Origin of the sequence: Streptomyces sp. NPDC048255, from assembly GCF_040652415.1 — a bacterium.
GTDB lineage: Bacteria > Actinomycetota > Actinomycetes > Streptomycetales > Streptomycetaceae > Streptomyces.
This window is the reverse complement of record NZ_JBEZMA010000040.1, coordinates 40,712-61,092: the sequence shown is the minus strand read 5'-3', so window position 1 is coordinate 61,092 and position 20,381 is coordinate 40,712. Positions and strand designations below refer to the sequence as shown.

Below are 20,381 nucleotides of genomic sequence, written 5' to 3'. Positions count from 1 at the left end.
CTCCCCCAGCGGCGGCACTGGCCCGTCGCCGCAGGCCCGGCCCCTGAGGGAGACCCCGTGCAGATCCCCCACGACACCCGCCGCGCGCTCGACGTCGTCGTCGCGCTGGTGAACACCGCGGCCGAGGTGGACCACCCCGACGGACTCGCGGACATCGGCGCACTGCGCGCGTTCGTCAAGGAGTACGCGATCAGTGACGTCGGCGAGCTCGGCGCCCGCGACCTGTCCGGGGTCCGGGCGGTGCGCGGCAAGTTCGCCCAGGTCTTCGCGGCGCCGAACTCCCGTGCGGCGGCCGTACTGATCAACGAGCTGGTGGCGACGGCCGGGACCACGCCGCAGCTGACCGACCACGACGGCTACGACTGGCACGTGCATTACTTCGCGCCGGGCGCGTCGGTGGGCGACCACCTGGCGGCCGACGGCGGCATGGCGCTGGCCTTCATCGTGGTCTCCGGCGAACAGGAGCGACTGCGCCGCTGCGAGGCCCCGGACTGCCGGCGCGCCTTCGTGGACCTGTCCCGGAACCGCTCCCGGCGCTACTGCGACAGCCGGACCTGCGGGAACCGGCTGCACGTGGCGGCGTACCGGGCCCGGCGCAAGGAAGCCGACGCGGGGGCGTCAGAGCAGGAAGAGATCGTGCACGGCGGCGAGCAGCAGCAAGGTGCCGATCACTCCTAGGAAGATCATCAACGGCGGCTGGGAGAGCGCGAAGAGGCAGCCTCGCGGCTCCTCGGCGACGGGGGCGGGGACCGGCGCGGGAACCGACGGCTCACCCTGCGATGTGTCGAGCATGTCGGGCCGATGATGACGCAGCGCGTCGCCATCCGCCCCTCAACACGCCAACTTCCGGGCGGGAGTTCGCCCGATCTTGTGGGCCCGCCGGTCAGATCCCGTGCTTCTTGAGGATCGCCTCGATGTCGGAGAAGTCCTCCCCGGCCGCGGCCGGGGCCTTGTCCGGCCGGGCCGCCGGCCGCGAGCGGGAGCCCGCGTCGAGCGACGGCGCGGAGGCGGCCGGGGCGACGGCCCCCTGGACCTGACCCCCCTTGACCTGCTTGGCGAGGCCGCGGCGTTCCACGGCGCGGGTGGTGAGGAAGAGCAGCCAGGCCAGCGCCAGCAGGCCGAAGCCCGCCCAGACGGTCGGCTTGAAGACCATCCCGGACACCCACTCCACGAGGCCCGTCATCACCAGGCCCACCGGCACCAGCGCGTAGGCGGCGATCCGCGTGGCGGCCAGGAAGCGCTTGCGGTACGCGGTCAGCGCGGCGATGCCCAGGCCGGCCGCGGACACCGCGGAACATATGGTCTCGGCGAGCATGCGGTCCTCCAGGGCTGGGCGGTCTGTCCCTATCCATCCTGCACCGGCCCCGCGGTACGGGCCAGGTCCCCGGCGCGGCCCGCGCGGATCTCCGGGAGATCTCCGGGTCGCGCCTCCTCCCCAGGTCTCAGCCCGCGCACCGGGTCCGGGTCGGCCGCCGGGCGCGGGGCTGGGTCGGCCGCCGGGCGCGGGGCTGGGTCGGCCGCCGGGCGCGGGGCTGGGAGACTGTCTGTATGACCGATTCCGTGATCCTCGACGTCTGGTGCGAACTCCAGTGCCCGGACTGCCACCACGCCCTGGACGACGTGCGCGCCCTGCGGGCCCGCTACGGCGACCGGCTGGACATCCGGCTGCGCCACTTCCCCCTGGAGAAGCACAAGCACGCCTTCGCCGCGGCGCAGGCCGCCGAGGAGGCCGTGGAGCAGGGGCAGGGCTGGCCGTACGCGGAGGCCGTGCTGGCCCGTACCGCCGAGCTCGGTGAGCGCGGCGAGCCGGTCCTGCTGGACGTGGCGCGCGAACTCGGCCTCGACGTCGAGGAGTTCGACACCGCCCTGATCGACGGGCGGCACATCCTGATCGTCGACGCCGACCAGGCCGAGGGCAAGGCGATCGGCGTGACCGGCACCCCGACGTACGTGATCGGCGGCGAACGCCTCGACGGCGGCAAGAGCCAGGACGGCCTGCGCGCCCGCATCGAGGAGATCGCCGACCGCCTGCTCGCCGCCGGCCCGGACTCCCCCCAGTCCTAGATCAGGTCCTTGGCGTAGTTGAAGTTCGTCGGCCGGTAGCCGAGGGACTCGTACAGGCGCAGTGCCGGGGTGTTGCCCGCGAAGACGTGCAGGGCGAGGAGGCGGTGGCCCGCCGCCAGGGCCGTGCGCTCCGCGAGGAGCATCAGGTCGCGGCCGTAGCCGTGTCCGCGGTGCGCGGCGTCCACCGCGACGTCGAAGACGTAGGAGCCCGCCCCGGACGGCGCGACCCACAGGTGGCCGACGGGCTCACCGACCGCCTCCAGGACGACGAAGGTGACACCGGGGGTGGCCAGGCCCCGGGGCAGCTGGGTCTCGTGGTCGGCCGCCGACCTGGCCCGGGCGGCCTCCGGGGGCATGCCCCGGCCGATCCAGTCCTCGGCGTAGCCCCGGACCGCCTCGACGTGCCAGGCCGCGTACTCGGCCTCCGTCATCGGGCGGCCCAGGACCCCCTCGGACAGCGCGGGGGGCTCTTCGGGGAGCTCCTTGGCCATGTGGCGGCTGTACTCGGCGTAACCGAGGGACCGGGCCAGGCGCAGGCCCGCGGCCGAGTCCGCCGGGACCGAGACGCGCACCCGGCGGCAGCCCCAGCCGCGCAGCACCTCCTCGGCGGCCAGCGCGGCCACGGTGGCCCGGCCCCGCCCACGGTCGGGCTCGTCGACGGCGAGGTCTCGGATCTCCCCGACGGTCGGCCCGAAGGGCGAGTCCGAGGCGATCAGCAGGGCACCGACGCGCCTGCTGTTGACCCGGATCTCGTACGGGCGCGTCCGCGCCCCGCCGTCGCTCTGCTGAAGCGGCCCGGACGGCCGCAGGGTGGTGGTCATCGTCCGAGTTCTACCCGCCCGGCGGCCCCGTTGCGACAGGGTTGGGGGATGGGGTTACGGATCGAGGTCGTCCGCGGAGCGGGCGTCGAAGATCCGCATCGCCTCGGCCGTGACCGGACCCGGGCCGGAGCCGAGCTCCCGGCCGTCGATCCGGACGACCGCCTGGACGTCGCGCAGCGAGGAGGTCAGGAAGATCTCCTCGGCCTGGTCCAGCGCCTCGAAGGGCAGGTCGGTCTCCTTGGCCCCGGCCCAGTCCGCGACGAGCGCCCGGGTGATGCCGGCCAGGCAGCCGGAGGCGACGGGCGGGGTGTGGAGTTCCCCGTCGAGCACGACGAACACGTTGGAGCCGGTGCCTTCGCAGAGCCGGCCCACGGTGTTGGCGAAGAGCGCCTCGGAGGCGCCGGCCCGGTGGGCGGCGGCCAGTGCGACGACGTTCTCGGCGTACGAGGTGGTCTTCAGGCCCGTCACCGCGCTGCGCTCGTTGCGCACCCAGGGCACCGTGACGACGGCCGTGGTGTCCGGGCGGCGGGTGGTCGCGGCGACGGCGGCGATCAGGGTGGGGCCGGCCTCGCCCCGGTCGGAACCGAGCGGGGAGACGCCGCCGGTGTAGGTGACGCGCAGCCGGCCGAGCGGCATCGGGTTGGCGGCCAGGACGGCCGCGCAGGCCCGGCGCACCTCGTCGAGGTCGGGGTCGGGCAGACCCAGTCCGCGGGCGGAGCGGGTCAGCCGCTCCAGGTGCCGGGTGAGCCCGAAGGCCTCGCCGCGCTCCGCCTTGAGCGTCTCGAAGACGCCGTCGCCCACGGTCAGCCCGTGGTCGAACACGGACACCTTCGCCTCGTCCGCGTCCCGCAGCGCTCCGTCGAGCCAGATCCTCACCGTGCTGTCCTTCCCGTAGTCCCGTGCGTCCCGTGCGTCATGTGTGTCCCGTGTGTCCCGGGCGCACCCTGCGCGCCGGGCGCCTCGTGGAGGCCTGACGCTACCCGCAGCAGGCGGGCCGCCTTCAGCTCGGTCTCGGCCCATTCGCGGTCGGGGTCGGAACCCCAGGTGATGCCCGCTCCGGTGCCGAAGAGCAGGCGGGGGCCGCCGGGGGCCTCCCGGTCGATCCAGAAGGTGCGGATGCCGACGGCCAGCTCGGCCGTGCCCTGGTCGGCGTCGACCCAGCCGATGCCGCCGCAGTAGGGGCCGCGCGGGGCGGTCTCCAGCGCCTCGATGATCCGCAGGGCGGAGGACTTGGGGGCGCCGGTGACGGAGCCGGGCGGGAAGGTGGCGGCGAGCAGCTCGGGCCAGCCCGCGCCGTCGGCGAGTTCGCCGCTGACGGTGGAGACCAGGTGGACCAGGCCCGGGTGCTCCTCCACGGCGCACAGCTCGGGCACGGCGACGGAGCCGGTGGCGCAGACCCGGCCGAGGTCGTTGCGTACGAGGTCCACGATCATCACGTTCTCGGCGTGGTCCTTGGGGAGCAGGTCGGCGACGGTGCGGCCGGTGCCCTTGATGGGGCCCGACTCCACGTGCCGGCCGGCCCGGCGCAGGAACAGCTCGGGGGAGGCGGTGGCGATCTCGACGCCGTGGGCGGGGAGCCGAATCGTTCCTGCATAGGGGGCCGGGTTCCCGCGCGCGAGCAGTGCGGTGAGGGCGTCCACGTCGGCGCCGGCCGGGTCGGCCAGCGGCGCGGACATCACCCGACAGAGATTGGCCTGGTACACCTCACCTGCGGCGATGTGCTCGCGGATGCGGCGTACGCCGGCGGTGTAGGCGGCGCGGTCGAGCGAGGAGGTCCACTCGTCGGGGTCCGGTCCGCGCCAGGCCCCGGGGACGGGCGCGGGGACGGGGTCCGGGCGTATGTCCCCGAAGCGCGCGCAGACGAGCCGCCCTTCGAAGTCCGCGGCCACCGCCCAGAACCCGGTGGAGTCGAGGGCGGCGGGATCACTGGTGACATCTCGGAGGTCGGTCGCGAGCAGGCCGCCGAAGCGGGCCAGAGGAGGCAGGTCGTGCACGGCTGCGAGTCTATGACCGGTGACGCGGCGGCGCCGGTGAGGTGACGGTCGGGTGACCGGCGGTGATCGAGCGGCAGCACGCTGCGGAAACGCGTTTTTGAGCTGGCCCGGGAATCCGCTAGAGTTCAACACGTCGCCAGGGAGCGAAGGGGGAACACCCCGGAGCGAACGCGGTGACCTGCGGACGTAGCTCAGTTGGTAGAGCACCACCTTGCCAAGGTGGATGTCGCGAGTTCGAGTCTCGTCGTCCGCTCGAAGTGGGGGATTTCTTCCCGAGAACCCCTGCAGCTCCATGGTGGAGTGGCCGAGAGGCGAGGCAACGGCCTGCAAAGCCGTCTACACGGGTTCAAATCCCGTCTCCACCTCCAAGGACGATTAGCTCAGCGGGAGAGCGCTTCCCTGACACGGAAGAGGTCACTGGTTCAATCCCAGTATCGTCCACTGGTCCGCAAGGACCCCCGCGCGATTAGCTCAGCGGGAGAGCGCTTCCCTGACACGGAAGAGGTCACTGGTTCAATCCCAGTATCGCGCACGCAACACTCTGCACCACCTGCTTGACCTGCGGCTTCACAGCCGTGGTGCCCGCGCGATTAGCTCAGCGGGAGAGCGCTTCCCTGACACGGAAGAGGTCACTGGTTCAATCCCAGTATCGCGCACCACCCGGAAGCCCCGGCCGTCTCGACGGCCGGGGCTTCTGTCGTACGCGGGTACGCCGGTGCGCGGCTGGGCGGACGCGTCAGGAGGAGAAGAGCATCCGGCCGAAGCCGCCGCGGTGGTGACCGTGGTGGCCGTGGCCGCCGTGGTGCGGGGCGCCCCAGGCGGGAGCCGGGGCCGCGTGCGGGGCCGGGTAGGGGGCCGGGGGCGCGGCCGGCGGAGGGACCTGGCCGTACTGCTGGGCCGTGTACTGGGACTCCAGGCGGGTCAGCGCCTCCAGCTCGCCGTAGTCCAGGAAGATGCCGCGGCAGCCGCTGCACTGCTCTATCTGGACACCGTTGCGGTTGTACGTGTGCATCGCGGCATGACACTTCGGACACTGCATGACCGGATCAACTCCTCGCCGTGGACGTCGCCATCGGATGCATGCCCGGTGGCGGAGGACTCACCCTACGACGGGGGCCCCGAGTTCAAGTCGGCCGGGAGGCCCGCAATTCGGGCACAGGCATCCACCACCAGCCGTTCCACGTCGTCCAGTCGGCGGCCCGCCTCCGCCGCCTTGGACAGCGCCAGGGCCCCCGTCTGTACGGTGAGCGCGCGGGCGGCGAGGTCCAGTTCGGGCCAAGGGTCGCGGCCGGGCGGACCGGCCGCCGGTCCCCCGGCCGCGCGGTACGCGTCCAGGAAGCGCAGCCAGGTCCCGGTGTCGAGCAGCCCTGCGGCGTACCAGGCGGCCGGGCGGGCGAGGTCCCAGGCGGGGGCGCCGAGGCCGAGGTCGTCGACGTCGATGAGCAGCCAGGGCCCGTCCGGGGCGGGGTACCGCACCAGCTGCCCGAGGTGCAGGTCCCCGTGGCAGAGCGCACCGCCGGGCGGCGGCTCCGCCTCGCCCCGCGCCCAGGCGGGCAGGGTCCGCGCGGCGGCCCGTACGGCTTCGGCGTCCCGGGGCGCCGGGAGGCTCCCGGGCTCCGCACCGGAGGCGCGGACCGGTGAGGGTGCCGGTAGCGGTGCCGGTGTCCGTGCAGGGCGCGGTCCGGGGGCCGGGGCCGGCTCCGGTGGCGACCCCGGCCCCGGCACGGCCCGTGCCAGGCGGGCCAGGGCGCGCGCCACCTTCGCCGGGCCGCGCATGGACGGGAGGGGTCCGGGGAGGCGGCCGGGCGGGATCCGGTGCAGGGCCGCCAGCAGCCGGGCCACGGCCTCCCACGGGGCGTCCTCGGGGCGCTCGGGGTCGACCGGGGCTCCGTAGGGCCACAGGGACACGGGCCGGCCCCCGAGGCATCCGGCCCCGGTGCGCAGGGGCGGCAGGAGCACCCCGGACAGCGCCTCGTGCCCGGCGATCCGCATCCGCACGGCCAGGGCCTCGCGGTCGGCGTCCGCGGCATGGGCCTTGGCCACGGTCTCCCCGCAGCGCACCACGGTCCCGTCCGCCCGGTCGGCGAGCACCGTGTACGGCTCCCGCACCCCGGGCGAGCGGGCCGCGCGGGCGGCGAGGGCCTCGGGCAGGGAGACGGCGGTCATGGAACCCCCGGTTCGGGCGGCGGGACGGGATCGTCCCCGGCGTCCGGGGATCGTACGCCGCCGCCTGCGGGCACGAAAAAAAGGGTGCTGCCCGTCCGACTCCCCAGTCGTACGGGCAGCACCCTTCACCTGCCGTCCGTCGCACCCCCGTCCCCACGGGGCTGACAGGCCGATGTCCCGATCCGGGCCGCTCTCCCGGATCCGGAGCGCCGCTCAGCGCCCCAGCATCGCGCCCACGGACGACGCCTGCGCCGCCACCTGCTCGAAGCCTCCGAAGAGGAACAGCAGGACGGCGGCCAGGGGGAGCACCATGGCCGCGGCCACCAGCGGGTGGCGCGTGCCGGACTCATGGCCGTTGAACGCGAATGCCTTGCGTCCCTGCCGTGCGATGTCCGCCATGGTCCTCTCCCTGTCGTTTGGCAGCGGCGGGTTTGTGACCTCGGGGGACGAGTGCTCCACCCGCCGCTTGTCTTCAACACTAGGCGCGTGGACGGCCCCTGGCCTCATGCCCTCGTACCCATTGGCGGGCCTCCATGAGGATGAGGGGGCCACTTCCGTGTACTCCCCTGGGTGGAGACCGGTCCCCCGCTGTCGGGGTCTTCCCGGAGGGGATGACCGGAGGGTAGTGACTTCACTCACTTCCGTCACTCCCTGTTCATGCGTGTCCTCGTGCGGTCCACCCGCAAGATCGATCCGGGCCTTGCGGCCGTACGGCCTCCACCCACCCCGCGAACGGAGCGGCCGGAAGTACCAATGGCCGTGCGGCGAGGGGTGTTTGGGCCCTTCGACCCACCCCTCACCAGTATCGGCCCGGGCACTTGAGCATCCCTCAAGAAGGCTGCCCCGCACTGACAATCGAATCCCCCGGCGAGGGCGCGGCCTCTGAGCGCGCATGGCGGATCGTCCGTAAGCTGTGCCACGTCAACAGGACGACCGGTCAGCGGGGTGGACATGGCGATGATGCGGCTCCGGCGCGAGGACCCGCGTGTCGTCGGCTCGTTCAGACTGCACCGACGGCTCGGCGCCGGCGGCATGGGCGTGGTCTACCTGGGGTCGGACCGGCGCGGGCAGCGGGTCGCCCTCAAGGTCATCCGGCCGGATCTGGCCGAGGACCAGGAGTTCCGCTCGCGGTTCGCGCGCGAGGTGTCGGCGGCCCGGCGGATCCGGGGCGGGTGCACCGCCCGCCTGGTGGCGGCGGACCTGGAGGCCGAGCGGCCGTGGTTCGCCACCCAGTACGTGCCCGGGCCCTCCCTGCACGACAAGGTGGCCGAGGAAGGCCCGCTGACGGCCGCGCAGATCGCCGCCGTCGGCGCCGCGCTCTCCGAGGGGCTGGTCGCCGTACACGAGGCGGGGGTCGTCCACCGCGACCTCAAGCCCTCGAACATCCTGCTGTCCCCCAAGGGCCCGCGCATCATCGACTTCGGGATCGCCTGGGCCACCGGGGCCAGCACGCTGACGCACGTGGGCACGGCGGTGGGCTCCCCCGGCTTCCTGGCGCCCGAACAGGTGCGCGGCGCCATCGTCACCCCCGCCACCGACGTCTTCGCCCTCGGCGCCACCCTCGCCTACGCGGCGACCGCCGACTCCCCCTTCGGGCACGGCAGTTCCGAGGTCATGCTGTACCGCGTCGTGCACGAGGAGCCGCACCTGGTGGGGGTCCCGGACGCGCTGGCGCCCCTGGTGCGCGCCTGCCTGGCCAAGGACCCCGAGGAGCGGCCCAGCACGCTCCAGCTGTCGATGCGGCTGAAGGAGATCGCGGCCCGCGAGGCCCAGGGGCTCTCCGACGGACGCCCGCCGGCGCAGCGCGCCCGTTCGGACCGGCCCACCGGGCGGCTCCCCGAGGGGGCCGACCTGTACGCGGACCAGCAGACGGAGCGGCGCCCCGGCGCCGCCGCCACGCCGCGGGCCCAGGGCGGCCCGCAGAGCGGACCGCACTCGCGGCCCTCGTCCTCGCGCAACCCGGGCGGCCCGTCCTCCAGGCCGACGGCGGGGCGTACGGGCGGCCGCCCGGCCCCTCGTACGACGGGGACGGGGCGGCGGCCCTCACGGCCGGACCCGAAGCTGATGCGGCAGCGGCTGATCGTGTTCGTCGTGGTGACGCTGATCGTGGCGCTGGGCATCGCGGCGGCCCAGAAGCTCTGAGCCGGACGGGCTCAGAGCTTCTGGGCCGGACACAGCACTAGCTGCTTGCGCGGCCCTGGGCCACCGCGTAGAAGGCGACGGCCGCGGCCGCGCCCACGTTCAGCGAGTCCACGCCGTGCGCCATGGGGATCCGTACCCACTCGTCGGCGGCGACCAGCGCCTGCGTGGAGAGGCCGTCGCCCTCGGCCCCGAGCATCAGGGCGACCCGTTCGAGGGACTGCGGCGCGGCCACGTCGATCGGCGAGGCCTTCGAGTGCGGGGTGAGGGCGAGCAGCTTGAAGCCCGCCTCGCGGACCGAGTCCAGCCCCTTGGGCCAGGCGTCGAGGCGCGCGTAGGGGACGGAGAAGACCGCGCCCATGGAGACCTTCACGGAACGGCGGTAGAGCGGGTCCGCGCAGTCCGGCGACAGCAGCACCGCGTCCATGCCGAGGGCGGCGGCGCTGCGGAAGATGGCCCCGATGTTGGTGTGGTCGTTGACCGCTTCCATGATGACCACGCGCCGGGTGGTGGCGAGCAGTTCCTCGGCCGTGGGCAGCGGCTTGCGCTGCATGGAGGCGAGGGCTCCGCGGTGCACGTGGTAGCCGGTGACGCGTTCGGCGAGCTCCGGGCTGACGGCGTAGACCGGGGCGGGGAGTTCGTCTATGACGTCGCGCATGACGTCGACCCACTTGGCGGAGAGCAGCATGGAGCGCATCTCGTACCCGGCGTCCTTGGCGCGTCTGATGACCTTCTCGCCCTCGGCGATGAACAGGCCTTCGGCGGGCTCGCGCCGGCGCCGCAGTTCGACGTCGGTCAGACCCGTGTAGTCGCGCAGGCGCGGGTCGTCGGGGTCCTCGACGGTGATGAGATCAGCCACAGGGTGATACTGCCTTGTCCTGGGTGTGGTGCCAACGGCCTGTCAGGCGCTGGTCGTGGGGGAAGCCGCGTTGACCGTGACGACCTCGCCGATGACGATGACCGCCGGCGGGCGGACCTCCTCGGCGCGGACCGTCTCGCCGACCGTGGCCAGGGTGGCGTCCACCCGGCGCTGGGTGGCGGTGGTGCCCTCCTGGACGACCGCGACCGGGGTGTCGGCGGAGCGGCCGTGGCGGACGAGGGCCTCGGCGATCAGGCCGATCTTGTCGACGCCCATGAGGATCACCAGGGTGCCGGTGAGCTTGGCCAGCGCGGCCCAGTCGACGAGCGAGCGCGGGTCGTCGGGACCGACGTGTCCGCTGACCACGGTGAACTCGTGGGCCACGCCGCGGTGGGTGACGGGGATGCCGACGGCTCCGGGCACCGAGATGGAGCTGGAGATGCCGGGGACGACCGTGCAGGGGATGCCGGCCTCGGCGAGGGCCTGGAGCTCCTCCATGCCGCGCCCGAAGACGTACGGGTCCCCGCCCTTGAGCCGGACCACTGCCTTGCCGGCCTTGGCGTGCTCGATCAGCGCGTTGTTGATGGCCTCCTGGGCCATGAACCGGCCGTACGGGATCTTCGCCGCGTCGATGACCTCCACGTGCGGCGGGAGCTCGTCGAGCAGGTCGCGGGGGCCGAGCCGGTCGGCGATGACGACGTCGGCCTCGGCGAGCAGCCGGCGGCCGCGCACGGTGATCAGATCGGGGTCGCCGGGGCCGCCGCCGACGAGGGCGACGCCGGGGGTGTGGGGGCGGCGGTGGGCGGGCGCGGCGAGGGTGCCCTCGCGCAGGCCCTCGACGACGGCGTCGCGGACGGCGGCGGACCGGCGCGGGTCGTTTCCGGTGAGCACGGCGATGGTGACGCCCTCGCTGCGGCCGGTCGCGGGGGTCCAGGCGGTGGCGGCGGAGGCGTCGTCGGCGCGGACGCACCAGACGCGCTCGCGCTCCGCCTCGGCGGAGGCCCGCTCGTTGTCCTCGCGGTTCTGGGTGGCGATCAGCGCGTACCAGGCTCCGGCGAGGTCGCCGTCCTGGTAGCGGCGGCGCTCCCAGCGGATCTCACCGGTCTCGGCCATGGCGTCCACGGAGGGGGTGGCCGAGGGCGAGATGAGCAGGACGTCGGCGCCGGCCGCGATGAGGGCGGGCAGACGCCGCTGGGCGACCTGGCCACCGCCGATGACGACGACGCGGCGGCCGCTGAGTCGGAGACCGACGGGGTACGCGGGGTGTTCGGCCATTGCGGTGCGGCTCCTGATGCGGCGGTGGTTCTGTATTGCCGCTGCGGCTCTGGAGCGGCGGGGTGCTGACGTGCGGATTCCCTTGCGGGTCCACGATACGGCCCGGCGTGGACGGGGGCGCGGGCCGGGCCCTGCGGGCGGCATTCCCCACCCCGCCCCTTCCCGAAACTGGGGCTCCGCCCCAGACCCCGCTCCTCAAACGCCGGAGGCGCTGGATCTCGGCTGATGCCGGCCGCCAGGCGCGGGCTGGGCTGCCGCGGAGCGGCAATTCCAGCCCCGCCGGCGGGTCGGGGGCGGAGCCCCGGGAAGGCGGCCCGCACGGGCTACTTCTCGGTGACGCCCGCCGAGTCGAACGTGGCGACCTCGTGCATCGCCCGGGCCGCGCTCTGGACCAGGGGCAGGGCCAGCAGTGCGCCCGTGCCCTCGCCGAGGCGGAGGTCCAGGTCGACCAGCGGGCGCAGGCCCAGCTTGTTGAGCGCGGCGACGTGGCCGGGCTCCGCGCTGCGGTGGCCCGCGATGCACGCCGACAGGGACTCCGGGGCGATGGCGCGGGCCACCAGGGCGGCCGCGCCGGCGCTGACGCCGTCCAGGATGACCGGCGTACGGAGCGAGGCTCCGCCGAGGAGCAGGCCGACGATCGCCGCGTGCTCCAGGCCGCCGATGGCCGCGAGGACGCCGATGGGGTCCGCCGGGTCCGGCTGGTGGAGTTCCAGGGCGCGGCGTACGACCTCGACCTTGCGGGCGTGGGTCTCGTCGTTGATGCCGGTGCCGCGGCCGGTGACCTCCGCCGGGTCGACCCCGGTGAAGACCGAGATGAGGGCCGCGGAGACCGTGGTGTTCGCGATGCCCATCTCGCCGGTGAGCAGGGCCTTGTTGCCCGCCGCGACCAGGTCGCGGGCCGTCTCGATGCCGACCTCGATCGCGGCGACCGCTTCCTCGCGGGTCATCGCCGGACCGGTGGAGAGGTCCGCCGTGCCGGGGCGGACCTTGCGGGGCAGGAGGCCGGGGGTGGCGGGCAGGTCGCCCGCGACGCCCACGTCGATCACGCAGACCTCGGCGCCGACCTGGTTGGCGAAGGCGTTGCAGACCGCCCCGCCGCCCAGGAAGTTGGCCACCATCTGGGTGGTGACCTCCTGGGGCCACGGCGTGACGCCCTGGGCGTGCACCCCGTGGTCACCGGCGAAGATCGCGACGGCGGCGGGCTCCGGGATCGGCGGCGGGCAGACCCGGGAGAGGCCGCTGAGCTGGGCCGAGATGATTTCGAGCATGCCCAGGGCCCCGGCGGGCTTGGTCATGCGCTTCTGCCGCTCCCAGGCCTCGCCGAGCGCCTTCGCGTCGAGCGGGCGGATGCTGGCGACCGTCTCGGAGAGCAGGTCGTGCGGCTCCTCGCCGGGCAGCGCGCGGCGGCCGTAGGTCTCCTCGTGGACCACCCAGGAGAGCGGACGGCGCTGCGACCAGCCGGCCTGGGCGAGCTCGGGCTCCTCCGGGAACTCGTCCACGTACCCGACGCACAGGTACGCGACGACCTCCAGGTGCTCCGGCAGGCCGAGTTCGCGGACCATCTCGCGCTCGTCGAAGAAGCTGACCCAGCCGACGCCGAGGCCCTCGGCGCGGGCGGCGAGCCAGAGGTTCTCGACGGCGAGGGCCGAGGAGTACGGGGCCATCTGCGGCTGGGTGTGGCGGCCGAGGGTGTGGCGCCCGCCCCGGGTGGGGTCGGCGGTGACGACGATGTTCACCGGGGTGTCGAGGATGGCCTCGATCTTGAGTTCCTTGAACTGCTTCGCCCGCCCCTTGGGCAGCGACTTGGCGTAGGCCTCGCGCTGGCGCTGGGCGAGCTCGTGCATCGTGCGGCGGGTCTCGGCCGACCGGATGACGACGAAGTCCCAGGGCTGCGAGTGGCCGACGCTGGGGGCGGTGTGGGCCGCCTCCAGAACGCGGAGCAGCACCTCGTGCGGGATGGGGTCGGTACGGAAGCCCTTGCGGATGTCACGGCGCTCGCGCATGACGCGCAGGACGGCCTCGCGCTCGGCGTCGGCGTACGCGGGGGCCGGGTCGCCTGCGGCGGGCTCGGCGGCGGGCTCGGGCTGCTCGGCCTGCTCGGCCGCCTCCGGGAGGGCTTCGGCGGGCACCTCGGCCGCGACGGGCTCGGCCGCGGGCTCGGCCGCGGGCTCCGCCTCGGCGAGGAGCGGCTCGGCGGCGTCGGGGGCGGCTTCGGCTGCGGCCGGTGCGGCGGGCTCGGCCACGAGGGGCTCGGGCTGCTGCCCGGGCTGCTGCTCCGGCTGCGCGGGCACCGGCTCGGCGGCTTCGGCCGCCACGGGCTGCGCCGGGTCGGCGGGAGCGGCCTCGGCCGGTTCGGCCGCCACGGGCTGCGGCTGCTGCGCGAACACCGGCTCCGCGGGAACCGGCTCGAAGGGCTCGGCCGCCTCGGGTGCCTGCTGCACGGCTTCGGCCACCACGGGCACGGGCTCGGCCAGGACTGGCTCGGCCTGAAGGGGCTCGGGCTGGACGGCCTCGGGCTGGACCGGCTCCGGCTGCGCGGGCTGGGCCACGGCCTCCGCGGGGACCGGCTCGGGCTGCACCGGGAGCGGCTCCGGCCCGGCCGCGAACGGCGCGGGCCCGGTTGCCCCCGGGGCCACGGGCCCGGCTTCGAGCCCGGTCTCCGGGGCGGAGAACGGCTCCGGCGCCCACGGTTCCCCGGCCTGCGGCGGGACCTCGCCCGGCTGGGGCGCGGCGGCCTCGGCCCGCGGGATGTCGAGGTATTCGGGACCGGTGGTCGGCGGCCCCGCCTGGCGGAGGGGGACCGGCGCGGCCGGGGTGCTCAACGCCGAGGCGGCGGAGGCGCCCTGAGCCGGAGCCATGACCGGAGCCGCGGCGGGCGCCGCGGCCGGACCGCGGTCCGCGAGGGAGCGTACGACTCCGCCGGTGGCCTCGGGCACGGTCGGACCCATGTGCAGCGGGCGGCGGGCCGGGACGGGCGCGGGGCCCGCCGGCGCGGCGGGGGCCGCCTGCGGCGGGACGACCAGCCCGCCGAGGTCGAGCACGCCGGAGTCACGGCCGCCCGCCTCGTGGGCGCCGGCCGTGTAGGAGGCGTCGGGGAAGGACTGCTGGGGGAAGTCGGGGTACGCGGCGGGCTCGGCGTACGCCGCCGGGGCCTCGGGGTACGCGGACCCGGCCCCGTAGGGCGCGTCGGCGTAGGGCGCGTCCGCGTAGTTCGGGAGCTCGCCCAGCGGGGGCTCGACCGGGAAGGCGGGGGCGGGCGGGACGATCTGCGGGTCGCTCCAGGCGCCCTGGCTGCTCGGCATCAGCAGCAGTTCCTCGTCCTCGGGCTCGGCCGGGTCGTCCACGAGGTCCTGGAAGGCGTAGCCGGCCGGGAGCGGCGGCGGGAGCTGGACGGGAGCGGGGATGCCCTGCTGAGCCACCATGCCCGCGTTGTCCGGGTGACCCTCGCCCGGGACCTGGCCGGTGTCAGTCATGCGTACCCCTCGCCCATCGGTTTTGCCTCTTCGATCGCCCGGCGCCCACGAGGCCGCCGAGCGGAGTTGCCGTGCGGGGTTGCCGTGAAGCGCGTTCGCCTCTCAAGCGCCCGCACGACAACCACTAAGCATTGTCGCGCCCGTCAGCCACCGTGGCGGCCATTACCGACACGGTCTGCTGTGGACTGCGCCACGTCGCACGGCCCGGCGGTGTCGCGATGCCCGAATCGTCCGCGGCAGTACGACGATCGGCCAGCCTACCCCGGCCCTCGTATCAGCGGGTCAGGGGGCGTTCGGCGGACAGCAGGAACACCACGGAACGGTCCTGTTCGGCCCAGGTACGGGTGTCGAGGCCCACGGACTGGAGCAGGGCGCACTCGACGGCGTACCCGTGTTCTGTGAGGGCGCGGCCGATGGCCTCCGCCTCGTCGCGCGTGGAGGCGTGGCTGACGATCCGTTCGGGGCGGCGGTCGGCAACGGCCGCGACGACCTCGGCTCCCCCGCCGGCGACGCGTACGACGTCCGGCTCGGGCAGGTTCTCCAGTACGTGCGGGGCGCGGCCGGCGACGACCTGGAGCTGCACTCCTCGCTTGCGGGCGGCGGCCGTTACCCGTTCGCAGGCGTGCGGGTCGGCGTCCACCGCGATGACGGCGGCTCCGAAGGCCGCGGCGTCGACGGCGAACGCGCCGGAGCCGGAGCCGATGTCCCAGACGAGGTCGCCGGTGCGCGGGCCGAGCCGGGCGAGCTGTGCGGCGCGCAGGTGCGCGGACTCGCCCTCGCCGCCCGGGTCGGGCCGGGGCCTGGCCCAGCCGCGGCCGGCCGCGTGGGCCGGGCCCTGTCCGAGCAGCCAGCCCGGGTCGGCGGTGGCGGTCTGTCCGCCGCCGCCGATGACGATGACGACGTTCGGGTCGCGCCAGCTGTGGTCGGCGGCCTTGTCCGAGGTGAGGACGCTCACCTGTTCCCGGTCGGTGCCGAGCTCCTCGCAGATGACGAAGGTGCGGTGGACTCCGTCGAGGAGCAGGGCGAGTTCGGCGGGGCCGGCTCCGGGCGAGGTGAGGACGGCGACCTTGCTGTGGGCGCGGCAGACGTTGACGGCGCGGCGCAGGGTGCGGGGGTGGGCGACGACGACCTGGGCGTCGTCCCAGGGCATGCCGGCACGGGCGAAGGCGGCGGCCACGGAGGAGACGGCGGGGACGACTTCGACCTCGAGGCCGTGTTCGGGGGCGCGCAGGGTGCGTACGACGCCGAAGAAGCCGGGGTCCCCGTCGGCGAGGACGACGGCGGTGCCGCGGTGAGCGGCGATGCGGCGGGCGGCGAGGCCCAGGCTGCCGAGGCGGATGCGTTCGGCGGTGGGCGGGACTTCGGGGAGCGCGAGGTGGTGGGCCGCGCCGGCCACCAGGGTGGCGGCGGAGAGCGCGGACCGGGCGGCCGCGGTCAGGGGTGAGCCGTCCCAGCCGATCACCGTGACCCGGTCGGCCATCGTCGTCAGTCTCCTGGGGTGGGGGCAGGCGAAGCTTCGTCAGGGGGGTCGGGCACGGTGAGACTACCTGGTCATCGGTTCAGTTCCGGTCGGCGCCGACGGCGTAGCCGTTCGCGTCGGCCCGCTGTGCGTAGGAGTACTCGTCCTCGAAACCGTTGTAGCCGTCGTAGCCGGGGCCGTCTTCGAGGTCCTCGGGGACGAGGCTCCAAACGATCAGGTCGGTACGGGTGTCGGTCCAGGTGCCGTCGGCCGTCTGGGTGCGCACTATCCACGCGTTGCGCAGCACGCCCTCGCTGATGCAGCCGATCTTCTGGGCCACCTGCTGGGAGGCGGTGTTGTCGGCGGCGGTGCGCAGTTCGAGGCGTTCGAAGCCCTGGTCGCGGAAGAGCCAGCGGGCCACGGCGAGTACGGACTCGCTGGCGTAGCCCTCGCCGCGGGCCCAGGGGGCGGTGACGTAGGCCGCCTCGGCGGAGCGGGTGCGCCAGTTGGTGTTCTGGAGGTGGACGACGCCGACGAGGCGCTGGGTGAGGAACTCGTTGACGGCGAGGACGAGGCCGCGGCCCTCGGTGCGTTCGGCGTGGGCCCCGCGGGTGGCCCAGCGGTGGGCGTGGGCGTGGGTGTAGGGGTGGGGCGCGCTGGTCCAGGCGGTGACGTGCTCGTCGTTCATCATCTCGGTGAGCGCGGTGACGTCCTCCTCCTCGAAGGGGCGCAGCACCAGCCGGTCCGTGCTGATGGTGACGTCCGGGAAGGTGGTAGTCATGCGCAGCTCCAAGCCTGGGACCGTGGTGCGACCGTGGTGCGAGGCGACCGCGGTGCGGGACCGTTCGTGCGGGACCGTCCCTGCGGGTCGTAGGCCACAGCATGCAGCATCGGCCGCGGGATGTGCATGGCCGGGTTGCCCGGAAGCGGGCAGAGCGCGGCCCCGCGCGCCGACGGGGGCGTGCGGGGCCGTACGGGGGCCCTGCGAAGGCCGGTGGACCCGCGGGGGCGGGCCCGGTGGCTCAGGAGGCGGGGGTGCCGAAGGCCGGGGTGACCGAGCCCTGGTACTTCTCCTCGATGAACTTCTTGACGTCGTCGGAGTTCAGGAGCTTGGCGAGCTTCTGGATCCGCGGGTCGTCCTGGTTGCCTTCCTTCACCGCGAGGAAGTTGGCGTACGGGTTGCCCTCGGACTTCTCCAGGATCAGCGCGTCCTTGGCGGGCGAGAGCTTGGCCTCGATGGCGTAGTTGCCGTTGATGACGGCGGCGTCCACGTCGTTCAGGGCGCGCGGGACCGTGGCGGCCTCCAGCTCCTTGAACTCCAGGCCCTTCTTGTCGGTGATGTCGGACAGCTTGGCGCTGGTGCCGACGCCTTCCTTGAGGGTGATCAGGTTGTTCGCGGCGAGCAGCTGGAGCGCGCGGCCCTCGTTGGTGGTGTCGTTGGGGACGGCGATGGTCTGGCCGGCCTTGATGTCGGTGAGGGCCTTGACCTTCTTGGAGTAGAGGCCGAGGGGCTCCAGGTGCACGTTCACGACGGGCACGATGGTCGTGCCGTTCTTCTTGTTGAAGTCGTCGAGGTACGGCTTGTGCTGGAAGTAGTTGGCGTCGACCTGGCCCTGCTGGGTCGCGGTGTTCGGCAGGACGTAGTCCGTGAACTCCCTGACCTCCAGCTTGAGGCCCTCCTTCGCCGCGAGCTTGTCCTTGACGAAGTTCAGGATGTCGGCGTGGGGGCTCGGGGAGGCCGCGACGACCAGCGGCTTGCTCTCGTCGGTCTTGCCGCCGTCGGCCTTGGTGGAGGACGGGTCCGAGGAGCTGCCGCAGGCGCTGAGGCCGAGGACGAGCGCGGACGCGGTGGCGGCGAGGGCGGTGAGCTTGATGTTCTTACGCACGAAGAGTGCCTTTCTTGCTGAACAAGTACCTGAGACTTGCTGGTGGTGGCCCAAGCACGACAAGTGCGGGCTCTGCTGAGGGGGAAATCTGGGGGAGGCCGGCCGGGCCCGTTCAGGCTGTCCGGCCGCGGCGGGCGAGGAGGCGGACCACGCCGTCGCCGATCAGCTGGATCACCGTGACGATCACGACGAGGACCACGACGGTGGCGACCATGAAGCCGGTCTCGAAGCGCTGGAAGCCGTAGGTGATGGCCTTGGAGCCGAGTCCTTCGCCGCCGACGGCGCCGGCCATGGCGGAGTAGCCGACCAGGGTGATGACGGTGGTGGTCACGCCGGCGACCAGGGACGGAAGGGCCTGCGGGAGGAGCACCTTGCCGACCAGGGTGGGGACGGAGCCGCCCATGGACTCGACGGCCTCGACCAGGCCGTGGTCCACCTCGCGGACGGCGGTCTCGACCAGCCGGGCGAAGAAGGGGACGGCGCCGATCGCGAGCGGGACGATCATGGCGGTGGGGCCGATGAAGGTGCCGACGATCGCGGTGGTGACCGGGATCAGGAAGATCAGCAGGATGATGAACGGCAGCGAGCGGCCTATGTTCACGATCACGCCGAGGACCCTGTTGAGCGGCTGGTTCTGCAGCAGGCCGCCCTTGTCGGTGAGGACCAGCAGGATGCCGATGGGCAGTCCGCCGAGGACGGTCACCAGGGTGGACCACAACACCATGTAGAGGGTGTCGAAGGTGCCCTGGCTGAGCAGGGGCTGCATCTCGGACCAGGTCACTTGGCACCATCCTTGACCAGTGCGGCGATTTCGGTGTCGATGTCGTCGACGAGACCGGTGTCGTCGACGGGGTCCGCGCCGTCGACGATGTCGACCTGGAGGCCCTGCTCGCGCAGGAAGCCGACGGGGACCACGTTCTCCTCGTAGCGGCCGGGAAGCTCGATGCGCATCCGGCCGATCTGCTTGCCCGCGACGGTGTCCATCGCGGCGCCGAGGATCGAGATGTCGATGTTGTACGTCCGCGACAGCTGGGAGATGACCGGCTGGGTGGCGGCGTCCCCGTGGAAGGTGACGTCGAGGACCGTGCGGTCGGGGCCGGTGGCGGAGCCGCTGACCGGGAAGAGCTCGCCGGCGAGCTCCGAGCCGGGGGTGGCGAGCAGTTCGGCGACCGTGCCGGACTCGATGATCCGGCCGTTCTTCATCAGCGCGGCCGAGTCGCAGACGGACTTGACCACGTCCATCTCGTGCGTGATGAGCAGGACGGTCAGGCCGAGCTGCTGGTTCAGGTCGCGCAGCAGCTGGAGGATGGAGCGGGTGGTCTCGGGGTCCAGGGCGCTGGTGGCCTCGTCGGAGAGCAGCACCTTGGGGTCGCCGGCCAGGGCGCGGGCGATGCCGACGCGCTGCTTCTGACCGCCGGAGAGCTGGGCGGGGTAGGCCTTGGCCTTGTCGGCGAGGCCTACGAGGTCCAGGAGTTCCAGGGCCTTGCGGGAGCGTTCGCGTCCGGAGACCCCGAGGATCTCCAGGGGCAGCTCGATGTTGCTCTGGACGGTGCGCGAGGACAGCAGGTTGAAGTGCTGGAAGACCATGCCGATGCGGCTGCGGGCCTCGCGGAGCTCCTTGCCGGCGCGCCGGCCCCGGCCGGCGAGCGCGGTGAGGTCGACTCCGTCGACGGTCACGGTGCCGGTGGTGGGGCGCTCCAGCAGGTTCACGCAGCGGATCAGGGAGGACTTGCCGGCGCCGCTCTGGCCGATGACTCCGTAGACCTCGCCCTCGCGGACGTGGAGATCGACGCCGTCCAGGGCGGTGACCTCGCGGCCACGGGACTGGTAGACCTTCGTGAGGCCCGATGTGGTGATCACAGGATTTCCGTCGCTGTCGAGTGCACGGCGCAGCGGGTGCCGGGCACGGGGCAAACATCTGGGGACGCGGTACGGGCCACAGCCGTCACGCCGTGCGGAACGGGTGGGGTGACGATGGCGACGCGTGCGCGGGGCAGGAGCAGGTCCGCACTGCTGGGCAGCTGGTGACGGAGAGGCTCGGCAAGGTCTCGCTTCGGGGCGCGAGGCGCATGGAAAGGGGCCCTCAGAAGGCGCACATTCGACACATACAACGAGCACCGGGCGTCATCGTCGCCTCGGTCGCAAGGGTGCGGCTGCTCGTCGTGGTCATGGGCCCAAGTAAAGCAGACCCGCTCCCTCACCGATCAACACCGTCCGTATAGCGGACGCATGTGGACCGCATTCC

19 protein-coding genes and 5 tRNA genes are annotated in these 20,381 nt (G+C 73.6%); 8 read left to right on the top strand and 16 right to left on the bottom strand.

Annotation, left to right across the window (positions count from 1 at the left end; all coding sequences use genetic code 11):
- The first annotated feature begins 57 nt into the window (after nucleotides 1-57).
- Complete coding sequence (locus AB0D94_RS26625; RefSeq protein ID WP_362056322.1) at nucleotides 58-678, top strand: CGNR zinc finger domain-containing protein; 621 nt, start codon at nucleotides 58-60, stop codon at nucleotides 676-678.
- Here the strand turns inward: AB0D94_RS26625 and AB0D94_RS26620 are convergent.
- Together AB0D94_RS26620 and AB0D94_RS26615 are read right to left on the bottom strand one after the other, a co-directional pair.
- On the bottom strand, nucleotides 619-792 hold the full coding sequence (locus AB0D94_RS26620) for a hypothetical protein (protein WP_362056320.1): 174 nt from the start codon (nucleotides 790-792) through the stop codon (nucleotides 619-621). The genes AB0D94_RS26625 and AB0D94_RS26620 overlap by 60 nt on opposite strands.
- 91 nt (nucleotides 793-883) lie before the next feature.
- Entirely contained in the window at nucleotides 884-1,315 is a 432-nt protein-coding gene (locus tag AB0D94_RS26615) for a hypothetical protein (RefSeq protein WP_362056318.1), read from the bottom strand.
- A gap of 233 nt (nucleotides 1,316-1,548) precedes the next feature.
- Here AB0D94_RS26615 and AB0D94_RS26610 point away from each other — a divergent pair, with 233 nt between their 5' ends.
- On the top strand, nucleotides 1,549-2,064 hold the full coding sequence (locus AB0D94_RS26610) for a DsbA family protein (protein WP_362056316.1): 516 nt from the start codon (nucleotides 1,549-1,551) through the stop codon (nucleotides 2,062-2,064).
- Here AB0D94_RS26610 and AB0D94_RS26605 read toward each other — a convergent pair.
- The 3 genes from AB0D94_RS26605 to AB0D94_RS26595 are packed head-to-tail and all read right to left on the bottom strand — an operon-like array spanning nucleotide 2,061 to nucleotide 4,879.
- A complete protein-coding gene (locus tag AB0D94_RS26605) occupies nucleotides 2,061-2,885 on the bottom strand; it encodes a GNAT family N-acetyltransferase (RefSeq protein ID WP_362056314.1) in 825 nt (274 codons plus the stop codon). The genes AB0D94_RS26610 and AB0D94_RS26605 overlap by 4 nt on opposite strands.
- A 54-nt stretch (nucleotides 2,886-2,939) precedes the next feature.
- Nucleotides 2,940-3,761 carry an aminodeoxychorismate lyase gene (locus AB0D94_RS26600; RefSeq protein WP_362056312.1) on the bottom strand — a complete coding sequence of 274 codons (822 nt, stop codon included), beginning with the start codon at nucleotides 3,759-3,761 and terminating at the stop codon, nucleotides 2,940-2,942.
- Nucleotides 3,758-4,879 carry a chorismate-binding protein gene (locus tag AB0D94_RS26595; RefSeq protein ID WP_362056310.1) on the bottom strand — a complete coding sequence of 374 codons (1,122 nt, stop codon included), beginning with the start codon at nucleotides 4,877-4,879 and terminating at the stop codon, nucleotides 3,758-3,760. The genes AB0D94_RS26600 and AB0D94_RS26595 overlap by 4 nt, the downstream gene beginning before the upstream one ends.
- Before the next feature lie 180 nt (nucleotides 4,880-5,059).
- Here AB0D94_RS26595 and AB0D94_RS26590 point away from each other — a divergent pair.
- From AB0D94_RS26590 to AB0D94_RS26570, 5 genes are all read left to right on the top strand, one after another.
- Nucleotides 5,060-5,132, top strand: a tRNA-Gly gene (locus tag AB0D94_RS26590).
- 41 nt (nucleotides 5,133-5,173) lie between these two features.
- Nucleotides 5,174-5,247: transfer RNA gene (locus AB0D94_RS26585), tRNA-Cys, on the top strand.
- A 1-nt stretch (nucleotide 5,248) separates the two neighbouring features.
- Nucleotides 5,249-5,320 (top strand) — tRNA-Val (locus AB0D94_RS26580).
- Nucleotides 5,321-5,339: 19 nt separating this feature from the next.
- Nucleotides 5,340-5,411: transfer RNA gene (locus AB0D94_RS26575), tRNA-Val, on the top strand.
- A gap of 52 nt (nucleotides 5,412-5,463) precedes the next feature.
- A tRNA-Val gene (locus tag AB0D94_RS26570) sits at nucleotides 5,464-5,538 on the top strand.
- Between the two features lie 77 nt (nucleotides 5,539-5,615).
- On the opposite strand, the gene AB0D94_RS26565 is transcribed toward AB0D94_RS26570, so the two are convergent.
- The 3 genes from AB0D94_RS26565 to AB0D94_RS26555 form a co-directional block, all read right to left on the bottom strand.
- A complete protein-coding gene (locus AB0D94_RS26565) occupies nucleotides 5,616-5,918 on the bottom strand; it encodes a zf-TFIIB domain-containing protein (protein WP_272256337.1) in 303 nt (100 codons plus the stop codon).
- Between the two features lie 65 nt (nucleotides 5,919-5,983).
- The gene (locus tag AB0D94_RS26560) at nucleotides 5,984-7,045 is read right to left on the bottom strand and encodes a phosphotransferase (RefSeq protein ID WP_362056307.1); all 1,062 of its coding nucleotides are present in this window, start codon (nucleotides 7,043-7,045) and stop codon (nucleotides 5,984-5,986) included.
- Between the two features lie 213 nt (nucleotides 7,046-7,258).
- Nucleotides 7,259-7,444: a hypothetical protein gene (locus tag AB0D94_RS26555; protein WP_266937839.1), complete on the bottom strand. Its 186-nt coding sequence runs from the start codon at nucleotides 7,442-7,444 to the stop codon at nucleotides 7,259-7,261.
- A gap of 552 nt (nucleotides 7,445-7,996) precedes the next feature.
- Between AB0D94_RS26555 and AB0D94_RS26550 the strand changes: the two genes are divergently transcribed.
- Nucleotides 7,997-9,187 carry a serine/threonine-protein kinase gene (locus tag AB0D94_RS26550; protein ID WP_362056305.1) on the top strand — a complete coding sequence of 397 codons (1,191 nt, stop codon included), beginning with the start codon at nucleotides 7,997-7,999 and terminating at the stop codon, nucleotides 9,185-9,187.
- A gap of 37 nt (nucleotides 9,188-9,224) precedes the next feature.
- On the opposite strand, the gene AB0D94_RS26545 is transcribed toward AB0D94_RS26550, so the two are convergent.
- The 8 genes from AB0D94_RS26545 to AB0D94_RS26510 all read right to left on the bottom strand — a co-directional run bounded on the left by AB0D94_RS26545 (nucleotide 9,225) and on the right by AB0D94_RS26510 (nucleotide 19,996).
- Nucleotides 9,225-10,043 carry an RNA methyltransferase gene (locus AB0D94_RS26545; protein WP_362056303.1) on the bottom strand — a complete coding sequence of 273 codons (819 nt, stop codon included), beginning with the start codon at nucleotides 10,041-10,043 and terminating at the stop codon, nucleotides 9,225-9,227.
- Between the two features lie 42 nt (nucleotides 10,044-10,085).
- Complete coding sequence (gene cobA / locus AB0D94_RS26540) at nucleotides 10,086-11,318, bottom strand: uroporphyrinogen-III C-methyltransferase (RefSeq protein WP_362056301.1); 1,233 nt, start codon at nucleotides 11,316-11,318, stop codon at nucleotides 10,086-10,088.
- Nucleotides 11,319-11,641: 323 nt separating this feature from the next.
- Nucleotides 11,642-14,791 carry a nicotinate-nucleotide--dimethylbenzimidazole phosphoribosyltransferase gene (gene cobT / locus AB0D94_RS26535; protein ID WP_362056299.1) on the bottom strand — a complete coding sequence of 1,050 codons (3,150 nt, stop codon included), beginning with the start codon at nucleotides 14,789-14,791 and terminating at the stop codon, nucleotides 11,642-11,644.
- 274 nt (nucleotides 14,792-15,065) lie between these two features.
- On the bottom strand, nucleotides 15,066-16,271 hold the full coding sequence (gene cbiE, locus AB0D94_RS26530) for a precorrin-6y C5,15-methyltransferase (decarboxylating) subunit CbiE (RefSeq protein WP_362056297.1): 1,206 nt from the start codon (nucleotides 16,269-16,271) through the stop codon (nucleotides 15,066-15,068).
- A gap of 79 nt (nucleotides 16,272-16,350) precedes the next feature.
- On the bottom strand, nucleotides 16,351-17,031 hold the full coding sequence (locus AB0D94_RS26525; RefSeq protein ID WP_362056295.1) for a GNAT family N-acetyltransferase: 681 nt from the start codon (nucleotides 17,029-17,031) through the stop codon (nucleotides 16,351-16,353).
- A 241-nt stretch (nucleotides 17,032-17,272) separates the two neighbouring features.
- Entirely contained in the window at nucleotides 17,273-18,136 is an 864-nt protein-coding gene (locus AB0D94_RS26520) for a MetQ/NlpA family ABC transporter substrate-binding protein (protein ID WP_362056293.1), read from the bottom strand.
- Between the two features lie 112 nt (nucleotides 18,137-18,248).
- Nucleotides 18,249-18,917, bottom strand: a complete 669-nt coding sequence (locus tag AB0D94_RS26515; protein WP_362056291.1) for a methionine ABC transporter permease — start codon at nucleotides 18,915-18,917, stop codon at nucleotides 18,249-18,251.
- Nucleotides 18,914-19,996: an ATP-binding cassette domain-containing protein gene (locus AB0D94_RS26510; protein ID WP_362056289.1), complete on the bottom strand. Its 1,083-nt coding sequence runs from the start codon at nucleotides 19,994-19,996 to the stop codon at nucleotides 18,914-18,916. Before AB0D94_RS26510 ends, AB0D94_RS26515 begins: the two co-directional genes overlap by 4 nt.
- Between the last annotated feature and the right edge of the window lie 385 nt (nucleotides 19,997-20,381).

Excerpts from the sequence above, each read along its gene's own strand:
- cobT (WP_362056299.1), bottom strand. The coding sequence starts at position 14,791 with ATGACTGACACCGGCCAGGTCCCGGGCGAGGGTCACCCGGACAACGCG.
- cbiE (WP_362056297.1), bottom strand. The coding sequence starts at position 16,271 with ATGGCCGACCGGGTCACGGTGATCGGCTGGGACGGCTCACCCCTGACC.
- AB0D94_RS26605 (WP_362056314.1), bottom strand. The coding sequence starts at position 2,885 with ATGACCACCACCCTGCGGCCGTCCGGGCCGCTTCAGCAGAGCGACGGC.
- AB0D94_RS26565 (WP_272256337.1), bottom strand. The coding sequence starts at position 5,918 with ATGCAGTGTCCGAAGTGTCATGCCGCGATGCACACGTACAACCGCAAC.
- cobA (WP_362056301.1), bottom strand. The coding sequence starts at position 11,318 with ATGGCCGAACACCCCGCGTACCCCGTCGGTCTCCGACTCAGCGGCCGC.
- AB0D94_RS26550 (WP_362056305.1), top strand. The coding sequence starts at position 7,997 with ATGGCGATGATGCGGCTCCGGCGCGAGGACCCGCGTGTCGTCGGCTCG.
- AB0D94_RS26525 (WP_362056295.1), bottom strand. The coding sequence starts at position 17,031 with ATGACTACCACCTTCCCGGACGTCACCATCAGCACGGACCGGCTGGTG.
- AB0D94_RS26610 (WP_362056316.1), top strand. The coding sequence starts at position 1,549 with ATGACCGATTCCGTGATCCTCGACGTCTGGTGCGAACTCCAGTGCCCG.
- AB0D94_RS26620 (WP_362056320.1), bottom strand. The coding sequence starts at position 792 with ATGCTCGACACATCGCAGGGTGAGCCGTCGGTTCCCGCGCCGGTCCCC.
- AB0D94_RS26615 (WP_362056318.1), bottom strand. The coding sequence starts at position 1,315 with ATGCTCGCCGAGACCATATGTTCCGCGGTGTCCGCGGCCGGCCTGGGC.
- AB0D94_RS26555 (WP_266937839.1), bottom strand. The coding sequence starts at position 7,444 with ATGGCGGACATCGCACGGCAGGGACGCAAGGCATTCGCGTTCAACGGC.
- AB0D94_RS26560 (WP_362056307.1), bottom strand. The coding sequence starts at position 7,045 with ATGACCGCCGTCTCCCTGCCCGAGGCCCTCGCCGCCCGCGCGGCCCGC.